The 18653-nt window shown below is 39.6% G+C and carries 18 protein-coding genes and 2 pseudogenes; 4 read left to right on the top strand and 16 right to left on the bottom strand.

Annotated features, from left to right (window positions below):
- Positions 1 to 397 precede the first annotated feature (397 nt).
- From AC5YBZ_RS05985 to AC5YBZ_RS05975, 3 genes are all read left to right on the top strand, one after another.
- On the top strand, positions 398 to 1618 hold the full coding sequence (locus AC5YBZ_RS05985) for a NupC/NupG family nucleoside CNT transporter (RefSeq protein ID WP_494543565.1): 1221 nt from the start codon (positions 398 to 400) through the stop codon (positions 1616 to 1618).
- A 16-nt stretch (positions 1619 to 1634) separates the two neighbouring features.
- A complete protein-coding gene (deoD, locus tag AC5YBZ_RS05980; protein WP_494543564.1) occupies positions 1635 to 2345 on the top strand; it encodes a purine-nucleoside phosphorylase in 711 nt (236 codons plus the stop codon).
- A 120-nt stretch (positions 2346 to 2465) separates the two neighbouring features.
- Entirely contained in the window at positions 2466 to 3059 is a 594-nt protein-coding gene (locus AC5YBZ_RS05975) for a Crp/Fnr family transcriptional regulator (RefSeq protein ID WP_494519598.1), read from the top strand.
- Positions 3060 to 3290: 231 nt separating this feature from the next.
- Here AC5YBZ_RS05975 and AC5YBZ_RS05970 read toward each other — a convergent pair whose 3' ends face one another.
- Positions 3291 to 3671 carry a GGDEF domain-containing protein gene (locus tag AC5YBZ_RS05970; protein ID WP_494543563.1) on the bottom strand — a complete coding sequence of 127 codons (381 nt, stop codon included), beginning with the start codon at positions 3669 to 3671 and terminating at the stop codon, positions 3291 to 3293.
- On the opposite strand from AC5YBZ_RS05970, the pseudogene tnpC reads away from it, so the two are divergent.
- Positions 3606 to 4478 (top strand): annotated as a pseudogene (tnpC, locus tag AC5YBZ_RS05965) (IS66 family transposase); the annotation flags it as partial. The gene AC5YBZ_RS05970 and the pseudogene tnpC sit on opposite strands and share 66 nt — an antisense overlap.
- 194 nt (positions 4479 to 4672) lie before the next feature.
- Here tnpC and AC5YBZ_RS05960 read toward each other — a convergent pair.
- The 15 genes and pseudogenes from AC5YBZ_RS05960 to AC5YBZ_RS05890 all read right to left on the bottom strand — a co-directional run bounded on the left by AC5YBZ_RS05960 (position 4673) and on the right by AC5YBZ_RS05890 (position 18640).
- A complete protein-coding gene (locus AC5YBZ_RS05960) occupies positions 4673 to 5452 on the bottom strand; it encodes a hypothetical protein (protein WP_494543562.1) in 780 nt (259 codons plus the stop codon).
- Positions 5453 to 5673: 221 nt separating this feature from the next.
- Positions 5674 to 6228: a dTDP-4-dehydrorhamnose 3,5-epimerase gene (gene rfbC, locus AC5YBZ_RS05955; protein WP_494543561.1), complete on the bottom strand. Its 555-nt coding sequence runs from the start codon at positions 6226 to 6228 to the stop codon at positions 5674 to 5676.
- 10 nt (positions 6229 to 6238) lie between these two features.
- Positions 6239 to 7123: a dTDP-4-dehydrorhamnose reductase gene (rfbD, locus tag AC5YBZ_RS05950; protein WP_494543560.1), complete on the bottom strand. Its 885-nt coding sequence runs from the start codon at positions 7121 to 7123 to the stop codon at positions 6239 to 6241.
- Positions 7124 to 7131: 8 nt separating this feature from the next.
- Positions 7132 to 8007, bottom strand: coding sequence for a glucose-1-phosphate thymidylyltransferase RfbA (rfbA, locus tag AC5YBZ_RS05945; RefSeq protein WP_494519612.1), 876 nt, complete (start codon positions 8005 to 8007; stop codon positions 7132 to 7134).
- Positions 8004 to 9080, bottom strand: coding sequence for a dTDP-glucose 4,6-dehydratase (rfbB, locus tag AC5YBZ_RS05940; RefSeq protein ID WP_494543559.1), 1077 nt, complete (start codon positions 9078 to 9080; stop codon positions 8004 to 8006). The genes rfbA and rfbB overlap by 4 nt, the downstream gene beginning before the upstream one ends.
- 387 nt (positions 9081 to 9467) lie before the next feature.
- Positions 9468 to 10125: pseudogene (locus AC5YBZ_RS05935) on the bottom strand (sugar phosphate nucleotidyltransferase); the annotation flags it as partial.
- Between the two features lie 183 nt (positions 10126 to 10308).
- Positions 10309 to 11352: a UDP-N-acetylglucosamine--undecaprenyl-phosphate N-acetylglucosaminephosphotransferase gene (gene wecA, locus AC5YBZ_RS05930; RefSeq protein ID WP_494543558.1), complete on the bottom strand. Its 1044-nt coding sequence runs from the start codon at positions 11350 to 11352 to the stop codon at positions 10309 to 10311.
- A gap of 143 nt (positions 11353 to 11495) precedes the next feature.
- Positions 11496 to 12563, bottom strand: a complete 1068-nt coding sequence (gene wecA / locus AC5YBZ_RS05925; RefSeq protein WP_494543557.1) for a UDP-N-acetylglucosamine--undecaprenyl-phosphate N-acetylglucosaminephosphotransferase — start codon at positions 12561 to 12563, stop codon at positions 11496 to 11498.
- A gap of 1150 nt (positions 12564 to 13713) precedes the next feature.
- The gene (locus AC5YBZ_RS05920) at positions 13714 to 14427 is read right to left on the bottom strand and encodes a WecB/TagA/CpsF family glycosyltransferase (RefSeq protein ID WP_494543706.1); all 714 of its coding nucleotides are present in this window, start codon (positions 14425 to 14427) and stop codon (positions 13714 to 13716) included.
- Complete coding sequence (locus tag AC5YBZ_RS05915; protein ID WP_494543556.1) at positions 14420 to 14965, bottom strand: acyltransferase; 546 nt, start codon at positions 14963 to 14965, stop codon at positions 14420 to 14422. The genes AC5YBZ_RS05920 and AC5YBZ_RS05915 overlap by 8 nt, the downstream gene beginning before the upstream one ends.
- A 15-nt stretch (positions 14966 to 14980) precedes the next feature.
- Positions 14981 to 15469, bottom strand: coding sequence for a hypothetical protein (locus AC5YBZ_RS05910; RefSeq protein WP_494543555.1), 489 nt, complete (start codon positions 15467 to 15469; stop codon positions 14981 to 14983).
- A 52-nt stretch (positions 15470 to 15521) separates the two neighbouring features.
- Entirely contained in the window at positions 15522 to 16244 is a 723-nt protein-coding gene (locus AC5YBZ_RS05905) for a hypothetical protein (RefSeq protein ID WP_494543554.1), read from the bottom strand.
- Positions 16237 to 16848, bottom strand: a complete 612-nt coding sequence (locus AC5YBZ_RS05900; protein ID WP_494543553.1) for a hypothetical protein — start codon at positions 16846 to 16848, stop codon at positions 16237 to 16239. The genes AC5YBZ_RS05905 and AC5YBZ_RS05900 overlap by 8 nt, the downstream gene beginning before the upstream one ends.
- 711 nt (positions 16849 to 17559) lie before the next feature.
- A complete protein-coding gene (locus tag AC5YBZ_RS05895; RefSeq protein ID WP_494543552.1) occupies positions 17560 to 18003 on the bottom strand; it encodes an alanine racemase C-terminal domain-containing protein in 444 nt (147 codons plus the stop codon).
- Positions 17981 to 18640, bottom strand: coding sequence for an alanine racemase (locus tag AC5YBZ_RS05890; RefSeq protein ID WP_494543551.1), 660 nt, complete (start codon positions 18638 to 18640; stop codon positions 17981 to 17983). The genes AC5YBZ_RS05895 and AC5YBZ_RS05890 overlap by 23 nt, the downstream gene beginning before the upstream one ends.
- Positions 18641 to 18653 lie beyond the last annotated feature (13 nt).

Below are 18653 nucleotides of genomic sequence, written 5' to 3'. Positions count from 1 at the left end.
CCACAAAATTACCATCGTGTAAGCCAAACCATATAGGCATCTCCCCCCTTTTGCAGCGTCGAAATCCAGCAACAAAACAGTCTGTACGTATCAGCTCCTGACGTCAGATACTCAAAAGGCATTTTTGGCATGTTCCCCCTCAATAGCCTGGAGCTAATCAATTGTTAATTTAGGAAATGTTCATTAGTACCTCATTCGCCATTGTTGATTGAACGTTCTCAAGCTCAAAAAGAAACAGATACCCTCAGCCAAAAAACTAAGCTAACCAATTGATTAAAATAGGTTAAGTCTTTACCTCGCATTTGTAATAAAAATATTGCAAAGCGGAAAAATGTCCGTTTTTTTTGTAAAAATTTGAGGAATAATTTAAAGACAATAAAAAATGGACTCACTACTTATGTCGACCTTAATGAGCTGTATCGGAGTTACTGTACTAATACTTATTGGTATATTATTTTCTGAAAATAGAAAAAGTATTCACTTTCGAACCATTGCAGGAGCGTTAATACTTCAAATATTACTTGGTGCTTTCGTTATGTATGTGCCAATCGGTGTATCGATTCTAGAAAGCATGAGTAATGGGGTTAATAATGTCATAGCATTTTCTAATGCGGGTTTAACCTTTGTTTTTGGTGATTTAGCGAGTTATAAAGTAGGCTTTATATTCGTTATCAATGTGTTGTGTGTTGTTGTATTTATTTCAGCTTTAATATCTGTCCTTTACCATCTGAAAATAATGCAATTTATTATTAATATTTTCGGTGGAGCCCTATCAAAATTACTTGGAACAAGTAAGGCTGAATCGCTATCTGCCACCGCTAATATTTTCGTTGGCCCAATCGAAGCACCTTCTATGGTCCGTCCGTTAGTTAAAAATATGACTCGCTCGGAGTTGTTTGCAGTGATGACCGGTGGTTTAGCTAGTGTCGCGGGGGGGACTATGGTTGGTTATATTAATCTCGGGATTGACCCAAAATATATTTTAACCGCATGTTTTATGACGGCTCCTGCAGGTTTATTGTTTGCTAAATTGTTGTGCCCTCAAACAGATCCCAATTTAGTCAAAAATAAGATTGAAATAGAAGATGCCGATAAATCGAAAGGGCTACTCGATGCTATCTCAAGTGGCTCCTTAATGGGAATGAATCAGGTCATCACTGTCACAGCACTATTAATATCCTTTGTGGCATTAATTGCGTTACTTAATGGTATTGTCGGCTCTGTTGGAGACTTATTTAGTATAGAGAATCTCACATTAGAAATGATAATTGGCTATTTACTCTCACCATTAACGTTTCTGATGGGTGTGCCTTGGTCTGAAGCCATACAAGCAGGATCAATTATAGGGCAGAAGATTGTCGTCAATGAATTTGTTGCTTATATCAACTTTCTAGAAGTATCGTCTTCATTATCAGAAAAGACACAGGCAATCGTGATCTTCAGTTTATGTGGATTCGCAAATATGGGCTCACTCGCCATGGTCGTAGGTGGAATTGGTGCAATGTGCCCAGATCAAAGAGAGCTTATTTCACAAATTGGTCCAAGAGTGCTTTTAGCCTCTATTCTAGCAAACTTAATGTCTGGAACCATTGCAGGCGGTTTAATATCATTAATGTAATATTCGAGGTACAAAAATGTCTACTCCACATATAAATGCTGAGCTCGGGGATTTTGCTAAAACAATCATTATGTCAGGTGATCCTTTACGAGCCAAGTTAATAGCAGAAACTTACTTAGACAATGTAAAAGAAGTCACCAACGTTAGAGGCATGCTCGGTTTTACTGGTATGTATCAATCGAAACAAATATCGGTTATGGGCCATGGTATGGGAGCCCCCTCTGCAGCGATATATTTCAATGAGTTAATGACGACTTATCAAGTAAAGAACTTCATTAGAGTCGGCAGTTGTGGTGCCATATCAGATGATGTCAAATTGAAAGATTTAATCGTCGCGATCGGCGCATCTACCGATTCAAAAATGAATCGAACTCGGTTCTTAGATCATGATTTTGCTGCAGTCGCCAGCTTTGATTTATTGCAGGCGTGCCATGAGCAACTACAAAAAACAGCAATTGAGTATAAAGTCGGTAGTGTATTTTCATCTGATTTATTTTATCGACCCGATGCAAGTGATTACCAACTGATGGCAAAAAATGGAGTGCTTGGTGTTGAAATGGAGATAAACGCGCTTTATTCACTTGCAACCGAACATCAATGTCATGCCCTTGGCCTGTGTACTGTAACCGATCATATTACACGTCAAGAACACCTGAGTGCCGACGAACGTAGAACGGACCTACATGAAATGGTTAAAGTGGCTTTAGACACCGCAGTAACGCTCTAACCCTCCCTCTTGGTTCATTATAAAGTGGCTCATAAATAGAGCCACTTTATAAAAATTGATTTGACTAAAGCAAAAGCGTAGTATTGATGCAACACTAATGTACAGTTAGATTAAAGTAACATGAACATTGTTGATATGGTTAAGTCAATAGGTTTGACTGCAATTAACTATGAAAAAAACGTTTACTTACTCAGACAAAAAAGTCAGGTTTCAAACTTGATATTTTGTACAAATGCCAGCTTAACGATATCTTACGTCAATGTATGTGGAAATGAATTCATCCTCAAGGTTGAAGATAATTACACCGGATTTCTTGGTGAAATGGAATTTTTTCAAGAAAACAACAACTCATTATTTAGTGTTAGAGCAAATAGGCCAGGCAGCCTATATAAAATCTCAAAATCCAACTTTTTAACCATACTCGGCGATAATCCTGACGTGTTTATATACATTACATCTTTGATCACTAAAAGATATAATAGAAATATGCACGAACTCATTAAAAACATCACGCAATCAACTAGAGTGAGTATCATTAATCAAATACTCGATGCTAAAAGTCGCGCTAATGATGATTTTTTTAAGCTGTCGACAACCCTTGGCGCTAAAAAGCTCGGAATAACCACAAGGACTTATAGACGAATACTTAATGACCTACTACAAGAAGGACGCATCGAAAAATCAAAACCTTACTACAAAATTATAAACCTCTGATCTCACTTTCACTCACAGGTGGCAGACCGAGCTTAGTTGATAAAATCTGGATTAAGTTGCTCTTTCTTTCGACCATCACCTATTCTAATAAATACTTAAAAATAGAGATTATCTCTAAAAATTTATCCTGTGGCCGCACTTTTTAAAATGGTTCGTAACATCTCTTTGGTATAGTCTGATACTGAATAACTCATTATATTAGTACCCGAATTCACCGTACCACTACAACTCTTATTTACCAATTGCTTTTACACAATTTCTTCCAGCTTCTTTAGCTAAATACAAACTTCTATCGGCTTCCTTAATTAACTCTTGGTAGAATTTCATATACGGTTGTTTACTTGCGACACCAATACTAATACTACCATGCCAAGGGTCACCACCAGTAGGGACTCTAAGTTCAGAAACCTCTTTACAAATCAATTCGGCAATATGAACTCCAGCAAAATGGCTTGTATTAGGCAGAATAATAAAGAATTCATCACCACCAAGCCGACAAACAATATCATCATTTCTTAAAGAATTACGAAGCTTATGAGCTAAGCCATGGCTAGGTGGGTTATCCAAGTCAGTGAGAAGTTCGCCCCGCTTTATGCAGCCCTGAAAGCGCACTTACTTGAGCAAGTGGTGGTTCAGGCGGATGAAACGCCGCTCAATGTCCTCAAGGAAGATAAACAATGCTACATGTGGCTCTACTGCTCTGGGGCGGACTCACCTGAGGCTGCACTGCCCAATGTAAAGAATATCGCCTTGTACGACTATCAAAGCAGTCGCGCGAGGGCGTGCCCTGTTGCCTTCTTGGGGGACTATAGTGGTTATCTGCAAACCGATGGCTATGGTGCCTATGATGGACTTCATCAAGTGACCAATGTGGGTTGCTTGGCGCATGTCAGGCGCAAGTTCATGGAGGCTAAGAAGCTTCAAGGCAAAGGTAAGTCGGGTAAAGCCGATAAAGCACTGGCTAAAATCCAGAAGCTTTATGGGATAGAATCACGCTTAAAAGGCACGTCTGCTGAAAAACGGAAAGCAGAACGTCAACTGCATGCTAAGCCGATACTAGATGAGTTGTACGAGTGGATGACGACTCAACAGGTGTTAGAGTCTAGCCCACTAGGTAAAGCGATAAAATATACACTCGGACAATGGCCGAAGCTCGTCCGCTATATCAATGACGGTCATTTATCGATAGACAATAATCGAGCCGAACGGGCAATTAAACCGTTAGTCATTGGCAGAAAAAATTGGCTGTTCTCGACTAATCCTAACGGGGCTGAAGCGAGCGCAATGCTTTACAGCATCGTCGAGACTGCGAAAGCTAATGGGCTTATCCTCTATGACTATATGGTCAAGTGCATGAAAGAGCTGGCGAAAGCTGAGCCAGATATCGATGCACTCTTACCTTGGAACTTCAAACACTAACAATATCGACCCGTGGGTTCATGGGGCGGATACGCCTAATCGAAGAGCAACCCAATCAGTAGCGCGCATTTCGCCACCCAAACGCCAAAATTGAGTACCCGCAAGCGATTCAAAACGCTGGTATTCAGTCAAATCGTTTAGTGTAAATGGAAAACTCTATTTAAAACATTCTGATTTTAAGGGAGGGTTACAGATTAACCATCAAGCTCAGGGTTAATACACATTTTTTGCCTTAATTTGGGATCGGCAAAAAACTGCAGCATTAAAGCATCGATAACGCGGTTATCTGTTTTAAAACGATAATGAAACAAACCATTGCTCATCCTTTCGTCATAAACGGCTTGGCTGCAACGGGGATCTTTTCCTGATACAAAATCGAAGCGATCAACATGTGCCGTGCGGTCGGGATTATAACCAACACACAAACGCACCATCACATCATCAACATATCTGTCATATCTATGAGTATTCATGATTGAGTGAATATGCTTTTGACCAATAAATACCCCAGCACCACTGCAAATATAAACATTATTTCGCAGACCAGTACTGCTCACAATATTTTTAAGCGTCTGATTAGCATAAAAATACTCAGAAATAAGATTGGCTTTACTCGTTAAGCCTAGATAAGCAGTTTCAGGCTCTCGTATGTTATCCAGTACCGATAAAAAGACAGGCACATCAATAAAGGAAGAGAGATTCGTTCGGTAGAGGATTTGAGTTTCGCCCAGTTCTTGATGGACAAACTGCAGCGCAAGACGTAATTTTTCGGCGCTGTGAGGTAAGGTATCGGGACACGGAAGCTTAATTGTATCCTTATCTAAATGTGCACTATCTGCCCCGCCCTCGTAGAAAAAGCAAGGTACACCCGCCTCCTTCAGATCTTGCATCCATGTGTTTCGAATTGCGACTTTGAATTCATTAAAAACAGAGTGAGTAGTAGATAAGATTAATACAACAACTTTTTTATTCATTAAAAGACCAAGAAACAATTAAAACAAAAGGATAGATAACTTAAAGTTAAGCCATAAGACTTGTCATTTGAATTTAGAAAATGGCTAAAACTCGAAAGTTAACTTCATAACATAACGCAAAAAAACATAACTAATGACACCCACCTAAAACTCACCTTTAAACAATTAGCTATGATGACTGTCATTCCTATAAGCTGCTCTAGCTCATATTGCTTACCCGATTAACAATGCGCTTTGATGTATGCTTGCAGGCTCATTGCCGTTGAATCTTTACTCGAGAGTATGGGTGATTCAGCACTCATAGGCCACGCTATGCCAATGTCAGCATCATTCCAGGCGATCGAAATTTCACTCTCAGGATGATAGAAGTTAGTGCATTTATAGACAAACTCCGCCTCGTCACTGGTGACATAAAAACCGTGAGCAAATCCTTCGGGTACCCATAATTGACGTTTATTGTCAGCCGATAAGTATTCACCTACCCATTGGCCAAACGTTGGTGAACCTTTACGAATATCAACCGCGACATCGAACACCTCACCTGATACGACACGTACTAACTTTCCTTGAGTATTTTCAGTTTGGTAATGCAGACCACGCAAAATCCCTTTTTTAGATTTAGAATGGTTATCTTGCACAAAAGTGGTAGGTTGACCTGTGACTAGCTGCTCAAATTTCTGTTGATGCCAAGTTTCCATAAAGAAACCACGTTCATCACCAAATACCGTCGGCTCAATAATTTTTACATCTGGGATCGCTGTATCAATAACCTTCATAACGTAACTATCAACCTTTATATGCGTGTATATTGGTATTAAGCGCCTGTTTCCAGTCGCTCGCCTCAATACCGAAGTGCTGGGTAATTTTAGCCGTATCTAACATTGAATTAGCAGGGCGCTTAGCCGGTGTGGGGTATTCTTGAGTGGGGATCGAAGTTAAGTTGGGCTTGTTAGAGATAGCCGACTCATTAACCGCAATATCAAATATAGCGTCGGCAAACTCATACCAACTCACATGCGGTAAACCTGAATAATGATAAACACCATATTCAACCTGCTCTTGCGTAGCAATCGCATCGGCGATGGTGATCAGCGCACTGGCGATATCGCCGGCATACGTTGGGCCGCCAAACTGATCGCCCACTATGCTCAAACTGTCGCGCATGTCGGCTAGGCGAAGCATGGTTTTGACAAAGTTATTACCATGCTCACTAAACACCCAAGCGGTTCTCATAATGATATGTTTATCACACGACTGCATGACGGCACGCTCACCAGCAAGTTTACTCTTACCATAAACACTTTGCGGGGCTGGGCTGTCACTTTCTTGATAAAGCCCTTGTTTATCACCAGCAAACACATAATCGGTGGAAATATGTAATAACGCCGCACCTATCTGTTGTGCAGCTAACGCTAAAAACTTAGGGCCATCACTATTGATGGCAAACGCTAACTCAACCTCATCTTCCGCTTTATCGACCGCGGTGTACGCCGCGGCATTAATAATAATATCGGGTACATTAGCCAATACAAACGCCTCTACCGCGCTGTTATCGGTAATATCTAAGGTATCTCTATCGGCAGCAATCACCACCACATCGTCACGTTGAGCAAGCAACCTTGTTAAACTGCGACCGACTTGGCCATTACAGCCAGTAACCAGTATTTTCATCTATAAAATTACCTGTTTTTCTCTGTAACGAGCCGAGTAAGATATTGGCCATATTCATTTTTCATCATAGGCTTAGCAATGTTTAACACCTGCTCACTCGTCAGCCAGCCATTACGCCAAGCTATCTCTTCTAAACACGCCACTTTAAGCCCCTGTACATTCTCAATGGTTTGCACAAAAGAAGAGGCTTCATGCAGGCTTTCGTGAGTCCCGGTATCAAGCCAAGCAAATCCACGACCGAGTAACTCAACATTGAGTGAGCCATCGTTAAGGTACATCTCATTGATAGCGGTAATTTCAAGTTCTCCGCGCTCAGAGGGCATAACCTGTTTTGCCATGTCTACCACGCGATTATCAAAGAAATACAGACCTGTTACGGCATAGTTAGATTTGGGATTGAGGGGCTTTTCTTCAATCGACACCGCTTTCATCTCATCATCAAACTCAACCACACCAAAGCGCTCAGGATCTTTCACTTGATAGCCAAATACTGTGGCTCCAACGTCACGTTTTGCCGCACTCTGCAACGTTTTAGAAAAGGACTGTCCATAGAAAACATTGTCACCTAACACTAAACACACCGAGTCATCGCCAATAAAGTCTTCACCTATGATAAACGCTTGCGCCAGTCCATCAGGGCTAGGTTGTACGGCATACTCAAACTGGACGCCAAAGTCAGCCCCATCACCCAATAAGCGCTTAAAGCTATCACAATCTTCTGGTGTCGAGATGATTAATATCTCGCGAATACCGGCCAACATGAGGATTGAAATAGGATAAAACACCATGGGTTTATCATAAATGGGCAGTAATTGTTTAGAGACGCCACGCGTCAGTGGATATAAACGCGTGCCTGAACCACCGGCTAATACTATGCCTTTCATTTAACCGCTCCTGTTAACGACCCCAAACGCTCACCCGAATATGAGCCGTCTAGCACTCGCGACCACCATTGTTTATTGGCTAAATACCACTCAACGGTTTTACGCATGCCCGACTCAAACGTCTCTTGCGGTGTCCAGCCAAGCTCGCGTTCGATCTTCGACGCGTCTATAGCATAGCGAACATCATGGCCTGGACGGTCTGCGACCTTAGTAATTAAATCAGCATACAAAGCTACACCTTGAGGTTTATGGGGGACTAACTCTTCAAGTAAACTGCAAATGGTATTAACCACCTCAATATTGGCCTTCTCATTGTGACCGCCAATATTATAGGTTTCACCCACAACGCCCTCTGTGACCACTTTATAGAGTGCACGAGCATGGTCTTCGACATAGAGCCAATCTCGAATTTGCATACCATCACCATAAACCGGTAACGGCTTGCCCTCTAAGGCATTGAGGATCATCAATGGGATGAGTTTTTCAGGAAAATGATAAGGACCATAATTATTAGAACAATTAGTCACAATCGCCGGAAAACCATAGGTTCTTGTCCAAGCACGTACAAGGTGGTCGCTAGAGGCTTTAGACGCTGAATAAGGACTTGAAGGTTGATAAGGCGTGGTTTCGATAAATAAGTCATCGGTGCCCTCTAGATCGCCATATACTTCGTCGGTCGAGATATGATGAAAACGGAAAACTTGCTTGGCCGTATCTGGTAACTGTTGCCAATATGCTCGTGCTACTTCGAGCAAAGTAAAGGTACCGACAATATTGGTCTGAATAAAAGCAGCAGGCCCTGTGATTGAGCGATCAACATGAGATTCAGCCGCGAGGTGCATAACTGCATCCGGCTTATGTTCGGTAAAAACTCGTTCAAGCTCGGCGCGATCACAAATATTAACGATTTCAAATGCATAACGCTCGTCTTGATCAATATCAATTAGGGATTCTAAGTTACCAGCATAAGTTAAACAGTCGACATTAACTACTGAGTTATCAGTATTTTTTAAAATATGCCGAATAACTGCAGAGCCAATAAAACCTGCCCCCCCAGTAATTAAAAATTTCATTTACGTACTTCCTTACAGCCCATTAAGGTAAAGTTTTACTTAAATCAGTATCAATGCTCTAACGAGATTTACATCAGAAAGAGCATTATGAATCGAAACATTTGAGTAGTGCTGACTATTCTCGCATCGCTAGCCAAGTTTGTGTATTAAACAATAACAATACGCTTAATAGACGCTTAATAATTGAGCGTGCACGACTATTGTAATAAACCACCACCCTCAAAAAAGTAAAATGCTCCACAGAACAAAAACTAGCGTGCTGTGCTAGTTATTTTTCCAGATTGCTTACTAACGTGCTGTTGATGAGTAAAAAAATAAAAAGGCCTTGAGCGTAACTCAAGGCCTAAATAAGGTTCTGTGTATTAGCGTAACGCCAAACTAAAAGATTCAAATACCGTCCAGCAATGCGCTAACCTGCTGCTTAAAACCATTACCTAATTTAGCGTCGCGCAAACCGTATTCAACAAAGGCAGTCATGTAACCGAGTTTATCACCGCAATCGTGAGACTTACCCGTCATATTGAAGGCTTCGACAGTATCCGATTCAATCAGCATGTCGATTGCATCGGTGAGCTGTATTTCATCGCCAGCACCCGCAGGGGTTCTAGCGAGCAGTTCCCAAATTTTTTCTGACAGTACATAACGACCTACAACAGCAAGATTAGACGGGGCTTCATCAACTGCAGGCTTTTCAACCATTGCCTTAATTTTTGCAGCGTCACCAGGGGCAATATCAGCGCCATTGCAGTCTGCAATACCATACTTGTTAACTTCGTCCTCAGGCACTGGCGCAACCATAATTTGACTGGCTAATGTGGCTTTATAACGCGCTATCATCGCAGCCAAGTTTTCAGTTTTTTGGTCAGCACTATACTCATCCAAAATCACATCAGGGAGAACCACTGCAAACGGGTTGTTACCAATACAAGGTTTAGCACATAACACCGCATGACCAAGGCCTTTTAGCCTCACCTTGACGCACATGCATAATGGTAACATCTTTAGGGCAGATAGATTGTACTTCATCAAGTAATTGACGTTTAATTAGCTGTATATAAAACAAACGGCTTATGAACAGAAAGTAACTTGTCTTTAGCGATGCCTTTAGTAGAGAGTAAAATGGCTGTTAGCCATGCGAGCACCTAAACAGCCAACATAATTTAATATAAATATCAATAAAATATACCACATGAAAATTCGCTTAGTATATTTGACAGCGCGCGATATATCAGTTTTTTCGGAACCAAGTTAATATTTGCCACACATGCGATAATGCCCAGTTATAACCAGCAAAAATAACTAAAAAAACGATAAACATAATCCATTCTGGCACGTTAAATCTGTCACCACCAATACCAATAACAGCGAGAGCAGCTGAAGCCAAAGAGATACGCATTAATGTCTGTTTTCGACTATAACCTGCTCTTTCGAATATATGATGAAGATGATCCCTATCGGGTTTAAATGGTGAAAACCCTTTTTTCTTGCGTCGGTACATGATTGCTGCCATGTCCATTAGTGGAATGCCAATTAAATAAAGTGCTGTAACAGGAGTAAAGACTTGAATATCAGCTTCCACGCCAATTACTAATAGCCACACAACGGTCAAGCCAATTAGCATACTACCAGCATCACCCATAAATATCTTTTCAAATGATTGAAATGGCCAACGCAAGTTGAATAGAAGGTAAGCCATGATTGCACCAATGAAAAGTAGCGGGAGCATAAACCAACTATTGCCAGCTAAATAGAAGAGCAATGCAAGGGATGAAAATGTAACTACACTCAACATACCTGCTAAGCCATCAATCCCATCAACCATGTTAAAAGCATTAATAGCACCAATGACTGCTATTACAGTCACCAAGACACCTAAATATCCAAGTTTAAGTTCAAAGAAGTAAGTAATATGCCCGAGAGAAGTGAGGTACAGTCCGGCACCAAAAACAAGGATTGATGCAGTAATGACCTGAGCAGCGATCCTAACGCGAACTGATAAGTCATATTTATCATCGAGTACACCTAAAAACAAAATGAGTGCAGCTGAGATGAGGTAAAGATTGAACAACTGGCTCTGCTCAACAACGATAGTCGAAACCAGTAAGACACTGCAATATATTGAAACCCCACCAATTAATGGTATGGCTCCAACATGCAATTTTCTGTCATTAGGTAGGTCGACTAAACCTACTCGTTGCGCAACCGGATGTAGTACTTTGATTGCAACACACGTTAGACAAAAAACCGTAACAAACGGTATAAGATATTCCATAAACTCTAGTCCTTAAACTTAACTACAGAATGTTAACAACAAAAAAGTTAGCATCTATAGATCATCGCAATATAGTATAGACTCTCTGGATTGCAATAAAGAATCTAAGATAAATATAACCTCAAAAATAACAAATTTTACTTTTATATATGACTAGTGAACTTTAAAAGTTTATGTAAAAAAGTAGTCAGTCGCCAAACATAAGTGATCGAAAGATAATAAATTGCAAACATAATTAAAAACGCAACAAACATCACTGTTTCATCGATATCATAAAAATCGGACCAAATACCTATAATCGCCATTAAAGCGGCGGCTAAACAAATCAGTACTAACGACAAGGACGGCGATAGACCTAACCGTTGGCAGATATGATGTAAATGCTCTCTATCTGGTTTAAAAGGCGACTGTCCCTTCTTTATACGTCTGATCATAATACAGACCATGTCCATCAAAGGGAGTGCGATTAACCAAAGCGCTGTAACTGGCCGAATAGCTATGTCTTTCGGTACTTGACTAGCCTCAATCAACAACCAAATCACAGTAAAACCGATGAACATGCTACCCGCATCTCCCATAAACACTTTGAAGCGCTTACCGAAGGGGATCCCCAAATTCAACATGATATATGGCAGCATGGCACACACTAACATCAAACAATAGGTAACCATCAGTGTGTTACCTGAAAGATAAAAAAGATACCCCAACCCAGCAAATGTAACCGACGATATCCCCCCAAGTAAACCGTCTATACCATCGACCATATTAAACGCATTAATCGCGCCGATCACAGCAAAAATCGTCACAATATAACTCACTGATAATGGAAGACTAATAACCTCGCTGCCCATTAAATAGCCTAAATTATGTAAGCTTTTTTCGCCGAATATGATCATCACCAGCGATATCGCAGCCTGAACAAACAACCTAGTTTTAAAACTCAAATCAAAGCGGTCATCCAATGCGCCTAAGACAATTAACACCATGGAACAGATGCTATAAAGAATGAGAGTACTGCTGAACGGAGAATAAATGAACAGAGTCACCATAAAGCTAAAAAAAACTGAGATTCCGCCAATTAGTGGAACCTGCCCTTCATGATGTTTTCGTTCATTAGGTTTATCAACTAACCCAATCCATTTAGCTATTTTTCGAAAAATAAATAGACTAAAAAAAGAAAGCAGAAAAATAAACAATAGACTGGTGAACATAACGATCTCATGAAATAGGAGAAAAATAAAATTAGGGGAAGTTACACATAATACAGTGTATGCATATAAAATAGTTGCGGGTATTCAACTTCTTAATGCTTGAGTGACAACAGCTAAGGCGGTGCATTAAGTAATCGAAACGAGTTAGTTAATTCACCCGAAAGTTTCTATTATGCTGTATAGCATAGTACTGGTGTTTTCATCATCGGCCGTATTCAGAAAATAGCCAATTCTTTCGTCCAATAGCAAATGGTTTATGGTTCGTTCGGCACGATTATTGTCAATTGCAATCTATCAAATAACGGTTGGCTATGAAGGCGCCTCTGTACGCGGCGAACCTCGTGACGACGATCTTTGTTTAATCTCTCGACTCGGTAGAACTTTTAAATATAGTTCAGCGCCCAATTTTCCTTACCAGTTGTTCCCTTAGGCTGAGCAATTTCAGTAGCATTAAACTTACACCGAATATTGAGCCAGCAACCTGCAAGGGTTGCTTGAACATCACCGTAGCCTCCACAACCGCCAACTTGTAAGCACACCAAAAATACACATAAAAATCAACAATATATCAACAAAAGGCAACTTATCTGATCATCGTGCAGTTAGTTATTAGAAATACCTCGATTATTCAGAGTACAATTGCCCCCTTAGCGTACAGACACTTATAACAAGTTGCCTTCTGATCATTTAATACATTGAGAGTTATTTCATCTGCTAGAAAACAGCTTATTCAAAGCCAGAGTTCACATAACCTATCGTAAAGAGGTTGCAATAAGTTACAGCATTTAATCATCCCATCTGCCATCGTTTTACCTCTCATCTCGATAGCGTACTACTCTAAGATAGTGTCTTGAAGTATAGAGGTTTACCATATTAATATTTACTGGTGATGATTCGGCTCAACAGTGATTCGGTCTTAATCCCTTGAGGGATAAGGCTGACTAGTACTGGTTAAGATGAGCTTTGACTTACGTACAGTGCTTTTAACAAGCTCAGCTTGCTGTAATTTAAGTAAACGTTTTAGTGACTTTTACCTGCGGAGGAATAAACCCGAACTTCTCGCTTACCACTTGAAAGATTTGATGAAATATCAAAGAACGTGCGTTATTGATATGTGTTTATTAACATCTTACGATAATAGAATAGCGAGCTACACCTTCTTTGTTGCCACCAAAGATAAGTATTTAACTAACTTTAACTGGCGCGTAATTCTTGTCGGTTGACAGGCTAATCGGTAAAACCACTCTAGGTTATATTTCTGAGCCCACTGGGGTGCACGCTTTACTCTGTCAGTAAAGACATCGTAAGTACCGCCAACTCCCATGTAAAATGCATTAGGGTAAATTTCACGACACTTATTAATGAAATTTTCTTGTCTAGGCGAGCCTAAAGCTACAGTCACAACTTTTGCTTGGCTTTGCTTGATTCTTTCAATAAGCTCTAGATCATCTTTGAAATAACCATCACAAGCATCCACTACATTGACGTTAAGTTCATTCTTCAGCTTCTCAACCGTTTGTTGGTTCACCTCTGGTTTAGCTCCGACAATAAACACTGGAACGTTCAATGGTGCAGCGCCTCTCATTAGCTCTAACCACAAATCACAGCCTGGTATCCTTGCGCTAGGGCAATCTCGCTTAGACATAACTAATGAGACACCTGCGCCATCAGGATAACGAATGGTAGCGGACTCAAGAATGCTCTTTACATCAGCTCTCTCGTAACTAGATACTATCTTCTCCGCGTTAACCGCGACTGCAAACCCACTTACAACATTTCCCTGATGTAAGATAGAGTCCACTGCGTGATCCATACTGTCGTATGCGGAGATATCTAGCCCACCAATTTTACATGTTTTAGTCATTTTTGTACTTCTTTTCATTTTCTTGGGTGTTTCTATATTTAATTACTTTCGCTGGGACGCCACCAACGATAGCGTAATTTGGCACGTCTTTTGTCACTAATGAACAGGCCCCAACAATAGCGCCTTTTCCGATAGTTACTCCATGTTTAACAACAACATTTCGACCAATCCAAACGTCATCCTCAATAACTGGTGGCAGCCCAAAGGTATCTTCTTGATCAACCATCGGTATATCTAATCGTTCATAACTATGTGTGCTTGAAAGAATGGCAACGTTGGGAGCAATCATGACGTTGCTACCTATTATTGCACTTTGAATAAAAACATTCTCATTAATCCGTACGTTTTGACCGATCTTTAACATTGATGCATCGGAAATATAGATTCGATTTTCTAGCCTGTTTTTAGGATGAGCACTAACGACTTTAAGCACACGAGTCAGATACCAGCAACGAAGCTGATTAAACAATGATAAATATCTTGAATTAGGTAGATTATAGAAAAATAAGTAATAGATGACGAGTTTTAGCTTTTTCATAAATGTGCTTTCAGGTTATATATCCATAATTTGTGATGCTTTAGTAATGAAGATAATATTTTCATCTTCACCACCTTCCTTCATTAAATTGTTTTCAACAACATCAAGAACATAAGTTCGCCCAAGAAGCTCAAGGGCTTCAAAGTGACAAGAAGAGAATATTGAAAAATGAGCCTTAGATGCACCAATCAACTTTAGTGTATCTTGGTAGCTATCACGATCAACAACTTTGAATTTTGAATTGTTTACTTTAGCAGAAAGCTGTACGTGGTTTTGATACTCTCGCGGATGAGGTCGATAAATAACAGTATAATCTGGATATTTCTCAATGAGACCTAATACAAACGTCGCAACTTCAGAGTAGCAGATACCTTGTCCAGTAAAGAGGAAAAACTTATCGCTTCCAATTTGACTAAATACTTGTTCCTTTACCTCGTCACATACTTGAGGCAAGGCACCTTCGACTTCAATCGCATCTTCTTGAACGAAGTTAGCTTTACGCATTTTCACCTGCCAAAAGCTTGAATAGAGCCTTAGACGAGTAGGCAACATGCTGCTAGGCCGAAAGATCCTTCCCAGCATAATGGTATGACGGATGGTAAGGTGATAACAAACCGTGCTGGTATTCTAGCGTCGTCATCCCTAACTCATTCGCCGCACTAACAATAGCAGGCTTAGTATAAGCCGATACGATTTCAACGTTCTGGACTCCTAGCCACGTTAGAAGGAATTTATAGGCAGCTTTCTTACATTCATAATCAAGCAAGATTGCTTGCACTTTCTGCTTCGAAACGCCGTACTCTTGGATTAATAAATCAAAAAAACACTCTGAAAGCATTGGTCCTGGTGAATACCAACCAAAACGCTTAATAAAAAAACACAATAGCTTCGCAATGAGGTTTTCAAAAATCACTCCGCTTTTAAAGCACCTCAATACCTGCACCCCTTCAAAGTTTGAACAATGATACAGAGTACACATTTCTTTCTGCTTTTCTGCGGAAACAAACTCATCGTAAATAACGCCGCCATTCACGGATACTCGAGAAAAGGCACCAAAATAAGCTGTATTTTTTTTGCTAAATCGAGCGAATAATAAGTTTATAAAACTAATAATAAGAGAGAGAAATAAATAAAAATATGACTTCGATTTGAATTCCATGTCTTCAACCCCTTTTGAAAGAGTTACATGGCGAGTCATGTGATATTTGAGTAGTGGCCAAACCTCTGCCTCATTATTGAGGTTGTTCTCAATAATGTGCGTTTCTACAACTTTATGCATTAACTTGCTTCCGACTATGAACAAAAATATTGTTATTCGAAGTCAATATCCCTAGTAAAAAGAAAAGCAACAGTCCTATTATATTGCCCATGATAGGTACCATTGAACCAATACCGACAAGCATTAAAAAAGCATTGATCCGAATTAACCTTACGTGTACAACTTGGTCAGCGTAACCGTCTTTTTCAGCAAAGAAAGGTTGAAAAATAAACCACATAACAAATATGATTCCAAGACCATATTCTGCAATTAATGAGACAAAGAACAAATCAAAAATAGGACCTTCGATTTGGCTACCGTAACCAATAATAGCTTTGTCTACATTAAAGAAGCTATAGACATCAGTGTACATCTTTGACATTAGAGTTCCATAAGTACCAGGACCAGAACCAAATGGAAAGTTGTATTCAAAAATTTCCATTGCGTAATAAAATATCTTATAGCGTACATAGTTTTCATTGAAATTAGCTAGGACTGAATCGCCAACAAGCAACCATAAACTCGCCAATACAACTGGCGCAACAATTAATATACCAATCGAGCTTAGCAGCCTTATTAAGCCTTTATTTTTATATATAACGGTAATACCGTATGCTACCAACAAAAGAAGTAACTCTTTTCGAGAAAATGTTAGAAACAGCAACACTAACGTAAAGGACAATAAAAACCAGTAAATCCTAGGTCGATATATAAAGTACCTATTAGTGTTCTTATTGTATTTAAATGATAAGAGCAGAATACTATACAAAAGAAGAAACCCAGAATATAGGACTCGAGAACCAAAGAAGGAACCAGGTGAAATTCCCATGATACCTCGACCGTCTTTTGCTAGTGTATATAGAAAGTTTGGTGTTAAGTAATCGAATACTACAAAAAGTGATGACGCTAGAAGAATATAAGTAAGAGCTTTAGTAAACTTCGCAAGTATTAATACCCTGTCTGCATTTAAAGCATAAGCCATAACAAAAAATACAAATACAAACTTTAAGGTAAAGAAGGTCTGCAAGATATTTATAATTGGAATTCCATTCCTAAAAACCATAAACGCTGAATATAAAAAAATAACACATAATAGAATCAGAAATCGACGTTTGACTGGCTTGCAAAAGATAAACACTAAAAATGCAGCAGTACAAATAAATATATATACATGATTAAAATAAGATAACGGCCCTAAATTTATTATATTTTGCCTAGATATAAAGAATAAAAATATCGTAGCCAATAATATATTTAGATAGACTTTCGAAGAAAATATCATATTGATACCAAGTGTAAGTTAACCGAATTTATGAAGTAGAAACCAAAAAAAATTTCATTTATTATCAGAATAACAACGGCTAACACGCTTAGAAACACCAGTTAGAAGCTCGTAAGGGATAACTCCTGCACATTTAGCAATATACTCTACTGGTAATCCATCTCCCCACAATATTGCTTCATCTCCAACATTAACATCTGAATCACTACCAATATCTACGCTGATCAAATCCATTGATACACGACCAACCAGAGGGTACTCAATACCATTAATAAGAACTGGTGTACCGTTTTTAGCATTTCTAGGATAACCATCAGCATAGCCGATACCAATCACGGCTAAATTAGTATCACGCTCAGAAACCCAAATACTATCATATCCTACTGGTTCACCTTGCTCATGTCGACGTACTGAGATAACGAATGCCCTTAAAGATTGAGACGCTATCAGTCCGAGATCTGACCCTTTTCTATCTTCAAAAGGAGAAATACCGTACAACGAGAGGCCAACCCTCGCATAGCTTTGTTCTCGAAAATAGCCTTGTAAGAGGGCCGGCAGAGTTTGTTATTGATGTATTGAAATCAAAATCAGAAGTCGCAAGGTCAAAATTATTTAGTTGAAATACACTTCGGTAATGATCATTATCCGCTGAAGAATAATGACTGAGAATGCCATCAACTTTGATATTTGACATAGACTGTAATGTAATTAAAGCACGCTTGAGTTCATCGGCATGCAACCCAAGCCGATGCATACCACTATCGAATTTAATCCAACAATGAAGACTATATTTTTTAGGAAGCTCCTTTAGAAGCTTAATTTGACTCTCCGTGTGAACTGCAACAACGAGACCGTACTTAATCGCTTTCATTAGGTCATCGTAAGTATTAACTCCCGAGAAAATTAGAATATTTTTCTTTATTCCTGCAGCTTTTAATGCAACCCCTTCCGATAAGCGGGCAACAGCAAACGTATTTATCGAGTCAACAGCTTGACAAACTTCCAATGCACCGTGACCGTATGCATCAGCTTTTATAACAGCGATAAGTTCACATTTGTTGTTTGTTTTAGAGCTTAATATTTCCGCATTATGTCTAATGGATACTAAGTCGATCAATAGATAAGGCTCAGCCACAATTCCAACCTAT

Source organism: Shewanella sp. 553, from assembly GCF_059338375.1.
Note: the sequence above shows the minus strand (reverse complement) of the source record. Positions and strands in the feature narration are given on the sequence as shown.